We start from the raw sequence: 17,459 nt of genomic DNA on the forward strand, positions 1-17,459 counted from the left end.
AAGTATTGCGTTTTTTTATGTGAAAAAGAACACGTCACTCGTGTTCTTTTACGTAAGCCAATGTACTGTATGGGCTCCGCCGTGAATTTGTTCAAACATTTTCGTTAATGATGATAAGAGTTTAACAGCGCTGCTTTTTTCAATGGATGGCGGAAAAAAAATGATTTGCAGCATGTTCTTGGTCTCGTTTGAAACGGGATAGCGATTGATGTTGTTTTTTAAATCGCCAAATATGCCGTTATCATCAGAGAAAAGCAGGATGTTTTCTTTTTCTCCCAATGAGATTCGGACTGGCTCATGAAGCTTGCCGGCATCATAAATCATAATGGGCAGAGAATATTTTAATGCGAAAAAATCGATGGTGTCATGGGCTGAATCCTTGCTTTCCATAAATTGTTCTTTGGATATCGGGATCAGCATGTCCTCCATTGGGGTTGTTTCTCCCTCAAATGAAGGGTTAAGCTGTTTAAAGAGTTCCCGCCATTCCTTGACGAAGGATTCATCGGATATTCCGCCGTCAGCATAATCGAAAAACAGGGATTCTTGAAATAGGCGAAGCCTGCCTTTCAGCATTTGTGGAGAGGAGCCGACTTCGATATTCTTATAAATCACAGCCGCCGCATGTAAGCCGGCTGCGCGTTCGGTAATTACAGAATCAAGTTTGATATTCATTAGCAATCACTCCATTACGGGATATCAACCTATTATAAACGCTGTATCGTTTTATCACAAAGAAAGGAGGCTGTGCAAAACATGAACGTTTATCAGCTCAAAGAAGAATTAATTGAATACGCGAAAAGCATTGGCGTGGACAAGATTGGTTTTACGACCGCTGATACTTTTGACAGTTTAAAAGACCGTTTGATTCTTCAAGAATCACTCGGCTATCTCTCCGGCTTTGAAGAGCCAGATATTGAGAAAAGGGTGACGCCGAAGCTGCTTTTGCCAAAAGCGAAATCAATTGTGGCGATTGCTCTCGCATATCCTTCGAGAATGAAGGATGCGCCGAGAAGCACGAGAACTGAGCGCAGAGGCATTTTTTGCAGAGCCTCCTGGGGCAAAGACTATCACGATGTGCTGAGGGAAAAGCTCGATCTGCTGGAGGAATTTCTGAGAAGCAAGCATGAGGATATCAGAACAAAGTCAATGGTTGATACAGGCGAATTGTCTGATCGGGCAGTTGCAGAGCGGGCCGGCATCGGCTTCAGTGCGAAAAACTGTATGATTACAACGCCTGAGTACGGCTCTTATGTGTATTTGGCAGAAATGATTACAAATATACCTTTTGAGCCTGATGTGCCGATTGAAGATATGTGTGGGTCCTGCACGAAATGTCTGGACGCCTGTCCGACGGGAGCACTTGTTAATCCGGGGCAGCTGAATGCACAGCGCTGCATCTCTTTTCTGACCCAGACGAAAGGATTTTTGCCTGATGAATTCCGGACAAAGATTGGAAACCGCCTGTATGGGTGCGACACGTGTCAAACGGTGTGTCCTCTCAATAAAGGGAAGGACTTTCATCTTCATCCGGAAATGGAGCCTGACCCTGAGATAGCCAAACCGTTATTGAAGCCGCTCTTGACCATCAGCAACCGTGAATTTAAGGAGAAATTCGGACATGTCTCAGGTTCCTGGCGCGGGAAGAAGCCGATTCAGCGTAACGCCATTCTCGCCCTTGCCCACTTTAAGGATGCTTCCGCACTGCCTGAATTGACGGATCTGATGCATAAGGACCCGCGTCCTGTTATCAGGGGAACAGCTGCATGGGCGATCGGTAAAATCGGAGACCCCGCATACGCGGAAGAGCTTGAAAAAGCGTTGGAAAAAGAGAAGGATGAAGAGGCAAAGCTGGAAATTGAAAAAGGAATTGATTTGCTAAAAGCTTCAGGCATGACTAAACAAGGCCTGTCCTGACATACGTATAGAACAGTAGGAAAAAACACTTGAGATGTATCCAAGTGTTTTTTCTTTATAAAAAAGTATGGCGGGTGGGGTGAGCTTGAAGCACATTTTAGAACAATTAGCGGAGGAGCGGCTGAGCTATCTGGTTAACGGGCATGCTATGAGACAGGAATCTGAAGTCGGAGACCTTGAAGTCATGGAGCGAAAGAAGAAGCTTCTGGATAAACGTAAAATTGACATCATAAAAGCGAAAGCAAAGGCCGTCATCGGTCATGTGCGGATTGAGGATGACGGAACGACTTGCCTTACGTATACCATCCATTATGAATACGTGTGTAAGGAACGGGACGACAGCTTGTATATGGAAGAGCACATAGAGGAGCGGATGGCTTTCCTTTATGATCATATTTTGATTAGTGACCAGGAAATTACGAAAAAGCCGGCTGGATTTCATGAAGGGACCAGTATTATTGACTATTCTCAAGAGGAAAGGGAAGAGTTTGGCAGGGCCTTTCAATACGATCGTCTCGGCGCTGTGCAATATGCCGAGAAATTTTGGAACAAGCGCAACCCGGCTTATAAAAATTTCAGCGATAACTGCACGAATTTTATTTCTCAGTGTCTTCATGCGGGAGGCGCACCGATGCGAGGCCATCCGAACAGAGGGTCAGGCTGGTGGATGAAACAAAACTCATGGAGTTACAGCTGGACGGTGGCTCATTCTATGAAAATGTATTTGTCGAATTCAAAGGCCGGCCTGCGTGCGGTGCGGGTGAAATCCGCGGAAGAGCTGAGGCCTGGCGATGTGATTTGCTATGACTTTGAAGGAGACGGCAGGTTTAATCATACAACGATTGTTGTGGCGAAGGACAAAGGCAATATGCCGCTTGTCAACGCCCAGTCCTATGACAGCCGGATGAGGTATTGGTCATACGAGGATTCTACGGCATATACGCCGTCTATACGATATGCATTTTTTCATATCGTTGATGATACGACAAAAGAGTAATTAATGATATAATGATGGGCGGATAAGAAAAACAGAGGTGAACATTGTGGCATTACATGTCGTTTTATATCAACCAGAAATTCCCGCCAATACAGGGAATATTGCACGTACTTGTGCAGCAACTAATACAACGCTCCATCTGATTCGTCCGCTCGGCTTTTCTACGGATGATAAAATGCTGAAGCGTGCCGGACTCGATTATTGGGAGTTTGTTAACGTTGTGTATCATGATTCTTTAGAGGAATTGTTTGAGGAATATCAAAAAGGCCAGTTTTTCTTTATCACGAAATTCGGCCAGCAGCCTCATACATCGTTTGATTACACTGATCTTAACGAGGATTATTTCTTCGTATTCGGAAGAGAAACAAGTGGTTTGCCAAAGGATTTAATTCAAAATAACATGGACCGCTGCCTGCGTCTCCCGATGACAGAGCACGTTAGATCGTTAAACCTGTCCAACACTGCGGCGATTCTCGTTTATGAAGCGCTGCGCCAGCAAAATTACCGTGATTTAAAATAGCAAAAAAATCCGCTCATCAATGATGGGCGGATTTTTTTTATGTGATTTGAGATGCTGTGTTTTGTTTTTGGGCTTAACAACGTAACAGTGTTATGTTACAATGTATCCATCGAAGGAGCTGGACTTATGGAAGAACAATTAATCTCTAAAAAAGAATTACTTGAAAAAACATCGATTTCTTACGGTCAGCTGTATCGGTGGAAGCGGAAGAACTTAATTCCTGAGGAATGGTTTATTCGCAAGTCCACATTTACAGGGCAAGAGACGTTTTTTCCGAGAGAGGATATTTTAAAACGCATTTCAATGATTCAAAAGATGAAGGAAAATTTGTCACTGGATGAAATGAGGGAAATGCTGTCGCCGAAAATGAAGGATGTCAGCATGACCGCTGATGATTTGATTCATAAAGGTTTGATTTCAAGGACTGCTCTTGATGTCTTTTCAGAAGGCGGCGGGAATTCGGTTTTTTCTTCGCGAGATCTGCTTTCGCTGTATGTGCTTGAAGGGCTGCTGCAGTCTGGAAATGTCAGTCTGGCAGAAGCGAAAATGGCTGCAGAGGTGTTAAAGCAGTATGATACTGAAGAGCTCAAGAAACAGACGGAGCTGATTGTGCTGCGTAAGCTCGGTGTTACAACCTGTTTTATAGCGGCTGCAGCGGACAGCATTCTGTTTGAATCATCCGTTAAGGTTGTGGAACGGGTAGATTTAGTAAAGGCGTCAGAGGAATTAAAAACAACATATATGCAGGAGGGCCATCAATGGATGTAATGGAAAAGCTGGTGATAAACGGATCAGGAAGTTCAAAGGGAGGAACATTTCAATCAGTTGAAATTAACGGCAGCGGAACAGTGGCCGGAGACGTAGAGTGTGACACTTTTTCTTTTAATGGAACCGGAAAAGCTGACGGCAGCGTCAAAGCGAAAACGGTAACCATCAGCGGTTCAGGAAAGATACATGGAGACGTTGAAGCAGAATCTATTCGGATTAACGGAACAGGTTTTTTCCAAGGAGAGGTATCCTCAAAACAATTGAAAATCGCTGGATCATCAACATTTGGCGGCACAGTCAAGGCTGATGGCATTGTCATTAGCGGAAAAGCGGTCATGGAAGCCGATTGTGAAACGGAAACCTTTCAATCAGAAGGGAAATGCAAAGTCAGCGGGCTTTTGAACGCTGACGAGGTGACCATTAAGCTTTCTGCCGGGGAAAGTTATGTGCGGGAAATCGGATGCCGCCATCTTCAAGTAACCGGCAGAAAAGGAATGCTGACATTGCTTAGACTGATGCCGCAGCCTGTTTTAACGGCTGAACTGATCGAAGGTGATGTAATTGAACTGACAAATACAAAGGCGAAAACCGTACGAGGAAATAAAGTGAAAATCGGTCCGGATTGCCAGATTGAAACTGTTGAATACAGCGGGGACTATACTTGTGATCCGAGCGCATCGGTAGTAACCTGCACGAAGATGTGAGGAGGATCGTAATGGAGACAACAAAACTGGGAAATTTAAAATTATATGGCGCCGGACACGCTGCAGGCGGCGCATACCATCATGTCAGCATCAAAGGTGAAGGTGTGATTGGTGAAGGGCTGTCTGCTGCGGGCTGCCGCATATTCGGAACAGGCCTTTTTCTCGGGAAAGCAGAGACTGAGCGGCTGCGTGTGCACGGAGAAAGTGAGTTTAAAGGCAACCTGACAGCCGGAAGAATCAATATTTACGGTACAATAAAAGTCAGCGGCTCACTTCAATTTGATCGATTCAATCTGAAAGGCCTGACTGAAATTTGCGGGAATGTGACTGGAGAATCATGCGGTGTGAAAGGGAAGCTAAGCGTTAAAGGTGATTGTGAAACGGAAATGTTCCATGTCACAGGCTGCGTTGATGTATCAGGTTTATTAAATGCGGGTGATATCAAGCTTGAATTATGCCATGATGTAAGCCATGTGCGGGAAATCGGCGGAACAACCATTACAGTGAAAAGACGCGCGAGCTTTTTTAACCGGAAGAAAGTAAAATTGATTGCCGACGTCATAGAAGGAGATCAGGTTTATTTGGAGAACACCGAGGCGGCAGTTGTCAGGGGAAAAGAAGTGGTCGTTGGGCCGGGCTGCAGCATCGGAACAATTGAGTACAAAAACAAATACCAATGCGATCATCATTCAAAGATAAAAGAAAGTATAAAACTGTAAAACAATGTTCTGTTATACAAAAAGGTGCTCTTATGAGGAGCACCCTTTTTTATTGTTTTCCCGGCTTGCTTTCGTACCCTGCAGTAAAAATTGATACTAAAAAAGTGACAATGACACCCATCATGATGATTGTTTTCACCGTCTCTCCCCCTCTTCAATTTTTCCGAGATGTCCGAGTCTGGATGATTCTGTATTTTCCTTTATTATGAACGGACGCGGTCTGCCTTGTCAACGCCGTATAAGTATCTTTATTTTTAAGAAAGCAAAGCATGTATCACGGGATGGCGGCATAGATTGTATCAAAGTACCTTATTTGCATAGCGCATCAAACATGATGGAGGAGGTCCTTATGGATATATTAAAGAAAATTGAACAGTACAGAGAGGAAGAGCAGCGGCTGAAATGGGAAGGAACATTCGCCGATTATTTGGAGATTATTAAAGAAAATCCAATGGTCGCGCAATCTGCTCATTCTCGTGTTTTTAATATGATAAAAGACAGCGGGATAGAGGAGATTGACGGACGTAAGAAGTACAGCTTTTTTGACCGGGAGCTGTTCGGGCTTGAGGAATCTTTGGAGCGTCTTGTGGAAGAGTATTTTCATCCGGCCGCGAAACGTCTTGACGTCAGAAAGCGGATTCTATTGCTTATGGGACCAGTAAGCGGAGGTAAATCCACGCTGGTTACGATGCTAAAAAAAGGTCTCGAAGCGTACACCCTGACGGATAATGGAGCTGTATACGCGATTAAAGGCTGCCCGATGCACGAGGACCCTCTACATTTAATTCCCCATCATTTGCGTGATGACTTTTACAGAGAATACGGCATTAGAATAGAAGGAAGTCTTTCTCCTTTAAATGTCATGAGGCTGGAGGAAGAGTACGGAGGAAGAATTGAGGATGTGAAGGTTGAGCGCATCTTCTTTTCCGAAGATAAGCGTACGGGAATTGGAACATTCAGCCCGTCTGATCCGAAATCTCAGGATATTGCCGATTTGACAGGGAGTATTGATTTCTCAACAATTGCTGAATACGGTTCAGAATCAGATCCGCGCGCATACCGGTTTGACGGAGAGTTGAATAAAGCGAACCGCGGGATGATGGAGTTTCAGGAGATGCTGAAGTGTGATGAGAAATTTCTCTGGCATTTGCTTTCATTGACACAGGAAGGGAATTTTAAAGCGGGGCGGTTTGCGTTAATTTCTGCTGATGAGCTGATCGTGGCTCACACGAATGAAACGGAGTATCGCTCATTTATTTCTAATAAGAAGAATGAAGCCCTGCACTCGAGAATTATTGTGATGCCGGTCCCTTATAATTTAAAAGTGTCTGAGGAAGAGAGAATATATGAAAAAATGATCGCGGAGAGCGATGTGTCGGATGTTCACATTGCCCCCCATACGTTGAAGGTCGCTGCGATGTTCTCGATTCTTACCCGATTAAAAGAACCGAAGCGGTCGGATATTGATCTGGTCAAGAAAATGAGATTGTATGATGGAGAAAGTGTGGAAGGTTATAATTCTGTCGACGTTGAGGATATGAAAAAGGAATATAATGATGAAGGCATGAGCGGCATTGATCCGCGGTACGTGATCAACCGGATTTCTTCAACGATTATCAGAAAAAATATGGAATCGATTAATTCACTTGATGTTCTTCGCTCTTTAAAAGAGGGTCTAGATCAGCATCCTTCTATTTCAAGCGAGGACAGGGAGCGGTATTTGAATTTTATTTCTGCCGCCCGCAAGGAATATGATGACATTGCGAAAAAGGAAGTTCAAAAAGCGTTTGTGTATTCATATGAAGAATCAGCTAAAACACTTATGGACAATTACCTCGATAACGTAGAGGCCTATTGCAATAAAAACAAGCTTCGTGATCCTTTGACAGGAGAAGAAATGAACCCTGACGAAAAGCTGATGCGATCAATCGAAGAGCAGATCGGCATTTCGGAAAACGCCAAAAAAGCGTTCCGCGAAGAAATCTTAATCCGCATCTCGGCCTATGCGAGAAAAGGTAAACGGTTTGATTATAATTCACATGAAAGACTGCGTGAAGCCATTCAGAAAAAGTTGTTTGCTGATCTGAAGGATGTCGTTAAAATTACGACTTCAACAAAAACGCCGGATGAGCAGCAGCTGAAAAAGGTAAATGAAGTCGTGGCCCGTTTAATTGATGAGCACGGCTACAACTCGACGAGCGCCAATGAGCTGCTGAAATATGTAGGCAGCCTGCTGAACCGATAAGCAACGTGACCCGTCCGAATAGGGCGGGTTATTTTGTCCCATTTTCTAAATAGTTTGTCAATTAACCGTACTTTTGTGCATATGATGAATATAAATCTTTTCGAAAGACTTGTTTCATAATCTGGCACAAGCCGGAATACGTATGTATAACGACCACAAATGGTTAAGGAGGGGAATTCATGTCCCAAAATGACAGCGGCCATTTTTTGATTTCTGAGGAAAACTGGTCCCTCCATCGCAAAGGCTTCGATGACCAGCAGCGCCACCAGAAAAAAGTGCAGGAAGCGATCAAAAACAATCTTCCGGACCTCGTAACTGAGGAAAGCATTATTATGTCTAATGGAAAAGATGTAGTGAAGATCCCAATCCGTTCACTGGATGAGTATAAAATCCGTTATAACTATGATAAAAATAAACACGTAGGGCAAGGAGAAGGCGACAGCCAGGTTGGAGATGTTGTAGCCCGGGATGGATCAGACAAAAAACAGGGACCTGGAAAAGGGCAGGGCGCCGGTGATCAGGCAGGCGAAGATTATTATGAAGCAGAAGTTTCATTAATGGATTTAGAAGAAGCGCTTTTTAAAGAATTAGAACTTCCGAATCTCCAGCAAAAAGAGCGGGACAATATCATTCATACAGATATTGAATTTAATGATATCCGTAAAACAGGGTTAACCGGTAATATTGATAAGAAAAGAACAATGATGTCAGCTTTTAAACGAAACGCGATGTCAGGGAAGCCGTCTTTCTATCCGATCTACCCGGAGGACCTGAAGTATAAGACGTGGAATGACATAACAAAGCCCGAATCAAAAGCCGTCGTATTAGCAATGATGGATACAAGCGGCAGTATGGGTGTTTGGGAAAAATACATGGCCAGAAGCTTCTTTTTCTGGATGACCCGTTTTTTGCGGACGAAATATGAGACTGTGGAAATTGAATTTATTGCCCATCATACAGAAGCAAGAGTCGTGTCGGAGGAGGACTTCTTTTCAAAAGGAGAAAGCGGCGGAACAATCTGTTCTTCCGTATATCGGAAGTCGCTTGAGCTTATTGACGAAAAGTACAATCCCGCCCGCTATAACATTTACCCGTTTCATTTTTCTGATGGTGACAACCTGACATCTGACAATGCGCGTTGTGTGAAACTGGTTAATGATATTATGAAGAAAGCAAATCTTTTCTGCTACGGTGAGGTCAATCAGTACAACAGGCATTCAACGTTAATGTCTGCATACAAAAATGTGAAAGACGAGAAATTTAAGTACTATATTTTAAAACAGAAATCTGATGTTTTTCAGGCGCTGAAGAACTTTTTCAGAAATGAAGAGTCTGGCGTAAGCCATCAATTTTCGTAAAAAAAAGCCCATCTCAGGGCTTTTTTTTATTTAATAATAGTAAGAAAACGGTTGCGAAAAAAATACGGACAAAAAAGAAGTTTTTCCTTTGACAAATCTTCTTTCATTTATTAATATTTTATCTTGTGAACTATTATTGAGGAATGAGGTGAAAAGGAGTTGACTGAATCAGAACGTGCTTTGCTCACTTTTGAACAGCTCTTCGATACGTCTCGGGCTATCTATAAAAAGCAGAAGAAGATATTGGAGATTGTGCTTGAGCCTTATGATATTACAGTCCTTCAATATTTGCTGATGTTTAAAATTCATCAAAGCGGAAGCACTCCGTTAAGTAAGCTGGCAATGTCGCTTGATCTTAAGCCTGCTTCTGTGACTCGGATGACAGATATTCTGTATAAGCGCCAATTGATGAATCGATATGACAGTCCGGATGACCGCCGTATCGTCATGATTCAGTTAACCGAAGAGGGGGAAGAACTGATAGAAAAAGCCGCTGTACAGTATGCAAAAATGGGTGCGGGCCTTTATCAGAAGCTCGACACATCTCAGTTTCAATATTTGCGCAAGCTTGCCGGAAGCCTAACGAAGCTTGCTGAAGGCTGTTCAGAAAAAAGCGGTAATTAAAAACTTCTCACATATTTTCACCAGTTTTCCACAAAATGATAGAGGATGAAACGAAAGGAGAAAACAAAATGAACAGAGGACGTTTAATTCTGACCAACATTATCGGTTTGATTGTTGTTCTTGCAATTATAGGCGGAGGTGCTTACTACTATTATCAAAGCACAAACTATGTAAAAACTGATGAAGCAAAAGTAGCCGGCGATATGGCTGCTATTACAGCTCCAGCAGCAGGTAAAGTATCCGACTGGGATCTTGAAGAAGGAAAAAAAGTGAAAAAAGGCGACACAGTTGCAAAAATCAAAGGTGAACAAACTGTTGACGTAAAATCCATAATGGATGGAACAATTGTGAAAAACGAAGTGAAAAACGGACAAACCGTACAAGCTGGTACAACAATTGCGCAAACCATTGACATGGATAACCTATACATCACTGCAAATATTAAAGAAACAGATATTGCGGATATTGAAGTAGGAAATAGTGTAGACGTAGTAGTTGACGGAGACCCTGATACAACATTTGATGGTACTGTAGAAGAAATTGGCTATGCGACTAACTCAACTTTTGATATGCTGCCATCTACAAATTCTAGCGGAAACTACACAAAAGTAACGCAAAAAATTCCTGTTAAAATTTCAATCAAAAACCCATCTGATAAGGTGCTTCCTGGTATGAATGCATCTGTTAAGATTTCTGAGTAAAACAGATCAGTCATCAAACCATGAAAGGAGGTTGTCTTAGATGGCTACAGGCAAAGAAAATAATGCAAAAAGCCCAATGTCATTGCTGATTGTGCTAATGGCGGGTTTATTTTTGGCAATTCTAAACCAAACACTTCTTAACGTTGCAATGCCGCACTTAATGACTGAATTTGGTGTAAGTGCAACGACGATTCAGTGGCTGACAACAGGTTACATGCTTGTTAACGGCGTATTGATTCCGTTATCTGCCTTCCTGATTACACGATTCGGCCAACGGAGTCTCTTTCTCGTCGCGATGTTCTGTTTCACGCTTGGAACGTTAGTCTGCGGTATCGCGCCGAACTTCTCTACAATGCTGATCGGACGTTTGATTCAGGCCGTGGGCGGAGGTATCTTGCAGCCGCTCGTTATGACAACCATTCTGTTAATCTTCCCGCCTGAAAGCAGGGGGAAAGGAATGGGGATTTTCGGGCTTGCGATGATGTTTGCTCCAGCGGTCGGCCCGACTCTTTCCGGATGGATTATTGAGCATTATACATGGCGCATTATGTTTTACGGACTTGTGCCGGTCGGCGCAATTGTTATTATTGTGGCTTTCTTCATCTTTAAAAATATGGTGGAGCCGCAAAAAATCAAACTCGACACACTTGGAGCGATCCTCTCGATTGTCGGATTCGCATCCTTATTATACGGAGTCAGTGAAGCCGGATCTGATGGCTGGACCGACCCGATTGTACTGTCTACAGTTATTATCGGAGCCATTGCAATTGTTGCTTTCGTTGTTCAGCAATTGCGTCATGATGATCCGATGCTTGATTTCAGGGTGTTTAAATATGACATTTTCTCACTCTCAAGTGTAATCAATATCATTATTACAGTGGCACTTTACACGGGTATGTTCCTGTTACCGATCTATCTGCAAAATCTGGTCGGCTTTACGGCGCTTCAATCCGGTCTGCTTCTGCTTCCAGGTGCGATCGTCATGCTGATTATGTCACCGATCTCAGGTATTTTGTTTGATAAATTCGGTCCGAGACCGCTTGCGATTATCGGGCTTCTCGTGACAGTGGTAACAACATATCAATACACGCAATTAACAATTGATACACCATATACGCACATCATGCTGATCTATTCAATTCGTGCATTTGGTATGTCTCTCTTAATGATGCCAGTCATGACAGCCGGGATGAACCAGCTTCCAGCCCGTCTGAACAGTCACGGAACGGCGATGAGCAACACGCTTCGCCAAATCAGCGGATCAATCGGAACAAGTTTAATTACGACGATTTATACAAACCGGACGACATTCCATTATTCACAAATTGCAGATAAAACAAGCACGGCGGACCCGAACTTCCTTCATGCGTTCCAAAATGCAGTTTCGAATTTAATGGTGAACATGAATGTGTCTTATGATACGGCAAAAACATATGTTTACACACATATTTATAAACACGCGTCCCTTGATTCCAATGTCATGGGGATAAATGATGCCTTTATGTGGGCAACCTTATTCTGTGTAGCAGGTTTGATTTTAAGTATCTTCCTGCGTGACGTCAGAAAAGATAAATTGCGTAAGAAGAAAAAAGAGGAGCTTTCATTGCTTCCTGCTCCAAAAGAAGCTAAGGAATCTTAATCTGTACAGGGGGTTTCCTGAATGAAAATTTATGTAGTGTATGACAGTGAAGGTGAACATACAAAGGTTCTTGCAGAAGCGATTGCTGAAGGCGCGAGAGAAAACGAGGCGGCTGAGGTATTAATCGACCATGTCGATCAAGCAGATATCCGCAAGCTGAAAGATATGGATGCGATTATTTGGGGATGCCCGGGGCATTTCGGGACCATCAGCTCCGGTCTTAAAGCTTGGATCGACAGACTTGGCTACTTGTGGGCTGAAGGCGAGCTGATCAACAAAGTCGGCGCTGTTTTCTGCACAACGGCAACAACACACGGCGGCTTGGAAATGACAATGCACAACTTGATCACGCCGATGTTCCACCAAGGCATGATCGTTGTCGGTCTGCCTGGCAACGTGCCTGAAAACGCACTGTACGGCTCTTATTACGGAGCAGGCGTCACTTGTCCGGTTGACAGTGATGAGTTAATGTCTGAGGAAGGTATTCAGCTTGGCCGCGCCTTAGGAAGACGCGTCAGCCAAGTCACAGGAAACCTAACAGCAGGACAGTAAGGAGAGGTTGAAATGGCCATTATTATAGCAATTATTGCTGCTGTCATTGTCATTGCGGCCCTTATTACATTTAACGTCCGCAACGCCTCACCTGGACCCGAGAAGCAAGAAGCAACCGATAGAATCGCCCCTCCAGAAGAGGAAAAAAACGAAGCGCATTACCCTGCTGAAGCAAGGGCTGCTGAGCATACGCCATCCGTTGTAAAAAGCGATTCTCCAAAAGAGAAACGTGAGACAATGGGTGATGATATTTACAGGCAGGCGCTGCAAAAGTTTAAGCATTCTGATGAAGATCAGACAGAAGAAGAGGTCACTGAAGAAAGTGACAAAATGCAGGACCGCAGCTATCGTGATGCGCTGCTCTCCATGAAAAATAAGAAAAAGTAATCAAAAAGGCAAATCCGTTTACTTATGTCGGATTTGCCTTTTTTGCTGTTTATATGTATGAAGTATGTTTTTTTATCAATTACATCCATGGAATATGTTGTAATTGGATTTGATCTAGTGTACTATGTTACTCATACACCGAAGAGACTTCCGGGAGGTAAAGACATGGATTCTTTTTTAGGTTTGTTAAAAAAAGATATAAAGCTTTCAAGAATGTGGCTGCTCGTATGGATATGCGGAATCATTTTCTTATTAGTGACAGGTCATATCATAGCTTCTCGCACAAAAGAACCTCTTGTCATGTTTGGTTTCTTTGTTGCTGTTGCTTTTTTTGTGCTTTTCCTATCTCCTGTTTTTGTGTTTTATCATCTTCGCAAAGAAGGGAAATCACAGCTTTGGCTGTACAATTCAAATGGCGGTTTCTGGCTGTTTTCTTCTAAATTGGCAGCATCTTTGCTCTATCAATCTCTGATTCAATTGGCATTAACGGCTTATGGTATTTGGATGTATCATATGTTCACTGTAAAAAATCTCCTTGAGCATCAGACTGATATAACAAGTACAGTGGTTTTGCTGAATATGTACGGGCTTATTTCCTCGTTAGATATGTCAGTAACAGTCATTGTGTTTTGGACTGTTTTTCACTCTCTCAGGAATTGGCGCGGAATGCGATGGGCTGCGATGGGGCTGTTGGTCGCAGTGTGGTTCTACTTCGATGAATACATCATAAGCCCTTTGGTTGAATCTCAAAAGCATTTCTGGCCTGTAACAGTCTATTGTAATTTTGATTTTCACTTCCGCGACGTTTGGAGATTGGAATTAAAACCGATACATCTGTCTGTTCTCGGGTTTCCTATTGCTGTAATCATCACGATCTTGCTGCTCATCATGGCTTCAAAACTGCTTGATCGTAAAGTAGAGGTGTGAATATGGACAATCACTTTCAATCCTCGAAACCGATTTATCTGCAGATCGCAGATCAGGTCTTTTATCGGCTGGTCAGGAAGGAGCTGCTCCCAGGAGACAAGCTTCCTTCTGTTAGAGAAATGGCGATTCAAACCAAGGTAAATCCCAATACAATTCAAAGAACATACAGTGAGATGGAAAGGCTGGGTATTGTGGAGACAAGAAGAGGTCAAGGCACATTTATTGCAGAGAAAGCAGAAATCGTAGATGAGCTGAAGGACAGGCTGACACGTGAAGTCCTGGAAGGCTTTGTGAAACAAATGACAGAGCTAGGGCTAACGAAAGAGGAAATGGTAGAAAGGATTAAAACATTCACTGAGGGGGGCTAAAATGGAAATCAACTTAGAACACGTATCAAAAAAATACGGCCGCCATATTGCCGTCAATGATGTGTCGATCACCTTATCATCCGGGCGGATTTATGGACTGATCGGACCTAATGGCAGCGGCAAGTCAACGATCTTAAAAATGATGGCTGGCCTTCTCTTTCCGACTTCAGGATTCGTGAAAGCGGACGAAAAGCCGGTTATGAGAGATATGGTGCGTCAAACGGCTTATCTTACAGAGCTTGACATGTTTTATCCGCATTTTACTGTAAAGGATATGGTGAATTTTTATGAGTCCCAATTTCCCGATTTTCAAACAGAACAAGCTTATAAGCTGTTGAATGAGATGCAGCTTGACCCGGAAAAAAAGATCAAAAAGCTATCAAAGGGAAATCGGGGAAGGCTGAAAATCGTCCTTGCTTTAGCAAGACGGGCATCTGTCACCTTGCTTGATGAACCTTTTTCAGGGCTTGATCCGATGGTCAGGGACTCCATCGTAAACAGTCTGGTGTCATACATTGACTTTGAGCAGCAGATTGTCGTGATCGCAACGCATGAGATTGATGAAATTGAAACTTTGCTAGACGAAGTAATCATACTGGCAAATGGCGAAAAAGTTGCGCAGCGTGATGTAGAGGATATTCGTGAGCAGGAAGGCATGTCTGTATTGCAATGGTTTAAATCAAAAATGGAAGTTTGCTAGAGGAGGAATTCGATGAAAACAGTTTTGGAATTGAAAAATGTAACAAAGAACATCAGAGGCCGAACGATCATTGATCATCTGAGTTTTTCGATTCGTGAAGGCGAAGTATTCGGTTTTTTGGGACCGAACGGCGCAGGGAAAACGACAACCATTCGGATGATGGTGGGGTTAATGAAGCTGTCAAAAGGTGATGTGCTTATTTGCGGCCAATCAATTACGAAAGATTATGCCAAGGCGATTAAACATATTGGGGCTATAGTAGAGAATCCAGAGCTGTATAAATTTTTGAGCGGATATAAAAATCTCCAGCAATACGCAAGAATGGTCAAGGGCGTCACAAAGGAAAAAATAGATGAAGTCGTAGAACTGGTCGGTTTAACAGACAGAATCCATGACAAGGTGAAAACGTATTCTCTTGGGATGAGACAGCGTCTTGGCTTGGCACAATGTCTTCTTCATGATCCGAAAGTGCTGATTTTGGATGAACCGACAAACGGCCTTGATCCGGCAGGGATCAGGGAAATCAGGGATCATCTAAAGAAGCTGACACGGGAAAAAGGAATGGCTGTCATCGTTTCAAGCCACCTGTTGTCAGAAATGGAGCTAATGTGTGATCGAATTGCGATTTTGCAAAAAGGAAAGCTTATTGATATTCAAAATGTGAGAGATGAAATCACTGATGAGAACGATACATATTTCTTTCAAGTTGAGCAGCCGAATGAAGCCGCTTCTGTTTTGAAGGAGTACAATTTGGTGAAGAAGACAAATGGTGTAGAAGTCAAACTGGCTAAAGGAGAAGTCCCTGCGGCCATTGAATTGCTGGTGATGCAGCAAATCCGCATTTATGAAGTCAAAGTAATGACAAAATCATTAGAGGACCGTTTCTTAGAAATGACAGGTGAAGCAAAAGAGGAGGTTCAACATGTTTAATTTGATTTACAATGAATGGATCAAAATTTTCAGCCGTGCCGGAACATGGGTGATGATCGGGATTCTGGGATTAACAATGGTTGGATATGCATTTCTGGCGAATCATTTTTCTGCTGGTGATTCAAATCCCCATTGGAAACAAGAACTCCAAGCGGAAAACGCCGTACTGAAGAAAGAAATCAAAGAAAATCCTTCACTGAAAGGTGAATATGAAGAAACAATCACCCTTAACAACTATCGGATAGAGCATAACATCCCCGGTGACACAGGCTATACTGTGTGGTCTTATGTAACCGATTCAGCTGGTTTTACAATCCTTACCGGACTGTTTACCATTATTATCGCAGCCGGAATTGTCGCGAACGAATTTAATTGGGGAACCATTAAGCTATTAATGATCCGGCCGCTTAGCCGTTTTCAGATTTTGCTCTCCAAATATATTACAGTTCTCGTGTTTGGTTTCTTATTACTGTTTGTTTTATTTATGGGTTCTACTTTGCTGGGGCTGATCTTTTTCGGGACAGGCGGTGACACTGCCGCGAATATTCATTTAATCTATAAGGATGGCCATGTCATTGAGCAAAACATGATGGGACATTTGGCTTCAACGTATCTTTCTGAATCCGTCGCGGCTTTAATGGTGGCGACGATGGCATTTATGCTGTCCGCTGTATTTAGAAACAGCTCTCTTGCAGTAGGATTTTCCATCTTTTTGTTGGTAGCCGGCACTACAGCCACTGCATTTATTGCAGCGAAATTTGAATGGGCCAAGTATATTTTATTTGCCAATGTGAATTTGCTGCAATATGTAGAGGGGACACCGTTAGTGGAAGGGATGACCATGACTTTCTCCGTTGTCATGCTGGCAGTTTATTTTGTTGTCTTCCTGCTGCTTGCTTTCGGAATCTTCATGAAACGGGATATTGCGAACTGATGAAAAAAAGCTGTTTTGCTTAAGCAAAACAGCTTTTTTATCGAAATAAAAACTGCAGGTTTGCACCTGCAGTTTTTCATATCAATTTATGCTTACGCTTCTTTAGTAACGTTAGCAGCTTGTGGTCCGCGGTTTCCTTCAACGATTTCAAAAGAAACAGCTTGGCCTTCTTCTAAAGTTTTGAAGCCTTCGCCTTGAATAGCAGAGAAATGAACGAATACATCGTCTTGACCTTCTACTTCGATGAATCCGAAACCTTTTTCAGAGTTGAACCATTTTACTTTACCTTCTAACATGAAATTTCCTCCTAAAGCGATCATAACGCTTAAATTCACTATTCTTGCTCTTAACAAACTTTCAAGACGAAAACTCTTACAAAACTTTCTTCTTAAAGATAGTTCGAACAAAAATAATTACCTTTACTCTACCAGTAATCTTCGGAAAAAACAACTGCTAAATGAAATTTTTTTCG

20 protein-coding genes are annotated in these 17,459 nt (G+C 42.8%); 18 read left to right on the top strand and 2 right to left on the bottom strand.

All coding sequences use genetic code 11. The features are described 5' to 3' along the window. Window positions 1-48: 48 nt before the first annotated feature. Complete coding sequence (locus M0696_RS05065) at window positions 49-672, bottom strand: B3/B4 domain-containing protein (protein ID WP_248602562.1); 624 nt, start codon at window positions 670-672, stop codon at window positions 49-51. A gap of 81 nt (window positions 673-753) precedes the next feature. On the opposite strand from M0696_RS05065, the gene queG reads away from it, so the two are divergent. The 18 genes from queG to M0696_RS05155 all read left to right on the top strand — a co-directional run bounded on the left by queG (window position 754) and on the right by M0696_RS05155 (window position 16,987). Next, window positions 754-1,914, top strand: a complete 1,161-nt coding sequence (queG, locus tag M0696_RS05070; protein ID WP_166853838.1) for a tRNA epoxyqueuosine(34) reductase QueG — start codon at window positions 754-756, stop codon at window positions 1,912-1,914. Between the two features lie 67 nt (window positions 1,915-1,981). Continuing rightward, on the top strand, window positions 1,982-2,911 hold the full coding sequence (locus M0696_RS05075) for an amidase domain-containing protein (protein ID WP_248602563.1): 930 nt from the start codon (window positions 1,982-1,984) through the stop codon (window positions 2,909-2,911). Between the two features lie 37 nt (window positions 2,912-2,948). Beyond that, complete coding sequence (gene trmL / locus M0696_RS05080; protein WP_166853836.1) at window positions 2,949-3,431, top strand: tRNA (uridine(34)/cytosine(34)/5-carboxymethylaminomethyluridine(34)-2'-O)-methyltransferase TrmL; 483 nt, start codon at window positions 2,949-2,951, stop codon at window positions 3,429-3,431. A gap of 126 nt (window positions 3,432-3,557) precedes the next feature. Beyond that, window positions 3,558-4,199, top strand: a complete 642-nt coding sequence (locus tag M0696_RS05085; RefSeq protein WP_248602564.1) for a YhbD family protein — start codon at window positions 3,558-3,560, stop codon at window positions 4,197-4,199. Then, window positions 4,190-4,903: a bactofilin family protein gene (locus M0696_RS05090; RefSeq protein ID WP_248602565.1), complete on the top strand. Its 714-nt coding sequence runs from the start codon at window positions 4,190-4,192 to the stop codon at window positions 4,901-4,903. The genes M0696_RS05085 and M0696_RS05090 overlap by 10 nt, the downstream gene beginning before the upstream one ends. Before the next feature lie 11 nt (window positions 4,904-4,914). After that, window positions 4,915-5,622 carry a hypothetical protein gene (locus M0696_RS05095; RefSeq protein ID WP_248602566.1) on the top strand — a complete coding sequence of 236 codons (708 nt, stop codon included), beginning with the start codon at window positions 4,915-4,917 and terminating at the stop codon, window positions 5,620-5,622. Window positions 5,623-5,971: 349 nt separating this feature from the next. Continuing rightward, entirely contained in the window at window positions 5,972-7,867 is a 1,896-nt protein-coding gene (gene prkA, locus M0696_RS05100; protein ID WP_003224051.1) for a serine/threonine protein kinase PrkA, read from the top strand. Window positions 7,868-8,046: 179 nt separating this feature from the next. Next, the gene (gene yhbH / locus M0696_RS05105; protein WP_003224054.1) at window positions 8,047-9,225 is read left to right on the top strand and encodes a sporulation protein YhbH; all 1,179 of its coding nucleotides are present in this window, start codon (window positions 8,047-8,049) and stop codon (window positions 9,223-9,225) included. A gap of 159 nt (window positions 9,226-9,384) precedes the next feature. Beyond that, window positions 9,385-9,849 (top strand): MarR family transcriptional regulator, encoded by a 465-nt coding sequence (locus M0696_RS05110; protein ID WP_166853831.1) that lies wholly within the window; start codon window positions 9,385-9,387, stop codon window positions 9,847-9,849. Between the two features lie 35 nt (window positions 9,850-9,884). Next, entirely contained in the window at window positions 9,885-10,550 is a 666-nt protein-coding gene (locus M0696_RS05115; protein ID WP_166853830.1) for a biotin/lipoyl-containing protein, read from the top strand. A 40-nt stretch (window positions 10,551-10,590) separates the two neighbouring features. Next, window positions 10,591-12,189 (top strand): MFS transporter, encoded by a 1,599-nt coding sequence (locus M0696_RS05120; RefSeq protein WP_166853829.1) that lies wholly within the window; start codon window positions 10,591-10,593, stop codon window positions 12,187-12,189. A 21-nt stretch (window positions 12,190-12,210) separates the two neighbouring features. Beyond that, the gene (locus M0696_RS05125) at window positions 12,211-12,741 is read left to right on the top strand and encodes an NAD(P)H-dependent oxidoreductase (protein WP_014113147.1); all 531 of its coding nucleotides are present in this window, start codon (window positions 12,211-12,213) and stop codon (window positions 12,739-12,741) included. A gap of 12 nt (window positions 12,742-12,753) precedes the next feature. Then, entirely contained in the window at window positions 12,754-13,128 is a 375-nt protein-coding gene (locus M0696_RS05130; protein ID WP_166853827.1) for a hypothetical protein, read from the top strand. Between the two features lie 165 nt (window positions 13,129-13,293). Beyond that, entirely contained in the window at window positions 13,294-14,055 is a 762-nt protein-coding gene (locus M0696_RS05135) for a hypothetical protein (protein WP_166853826.1), read from the top strand. A 2-nt stretch (window positions 14,056-14,057) separates the two neighbouring features. After that, on the top strand, window positions 14,058-14,423 hold the full coding sequence (locus M0696_RS05140) for a GntR family transcriptional regulator (protein ID WP_166853825.1): 366 nt from the start codon (window positions 14,058-14,060) through the stop codon (window positions 14,421-14,423). Window position 14,424: 1 nt separating this feature from the next. After that, window positions 14,425-15,123, top strand: a complete 699-nt coding sequence (locus M0696_RS05145; protein WP_248602567.1) for an ABC transporter ATP-binding protein — start codon at window positions 14,425-14,427, stop codon at window positions 15,121-15,123. Between the two features lie 12 nt (window positions 15,124-15,135). Continuing rightward, on the top strand, window positions 15,136-16,053 hold the full coding sequence (locus tag M0696_RS05150; RefSeq protein ID WP_166853823.1) for an ABC transporter ATP-binding protein: 918 nt from the start codon (window positions 15,136-15,138) through the stop codon (window positions 16,051-16,053). After that, window positions 16,046-16,987, top strand: a complete 942-nt coding sequence (locus tag M0696_RS05155; RefSeq protein WP_166853822.1) for an ABC transporter permease — start codon at window positions 16,046-16,048, stop codon at window positions 16,985-16,987. Before M0696_RS05150 ends, M0696_RS05155 begins: the two co-directional genes overlap by 8 nt. Window positions 16,988-17,079: 92 nt before the next feature. Here the strand turns inward: M0696_RS05155 and cspB are convergent, their stop codons facing one another. Beyond that, window positions 17,080-17,283, bottom strand: a complete 204-nt coding sequence (cspB, locus tag M0696_RS05160; protein ID WP_003224086.1) for a cold shock-like protein CspB — start codon at window positions 17,281-17,283, stop codon at window positions 17,080-17,082. Between the last annotated feature and the right edge of the window lie 176 nt (window positions 17,284-17,459).

This window comes from Bacillus rugosus, assembly GCF_023238245.1.
GTDB classification, from domain to species: domain Bacteria; phylum Bacillota; class Bacilli; order Bacillales; family Bacillaceae; genus Bacillus; species Bacillus rugosus.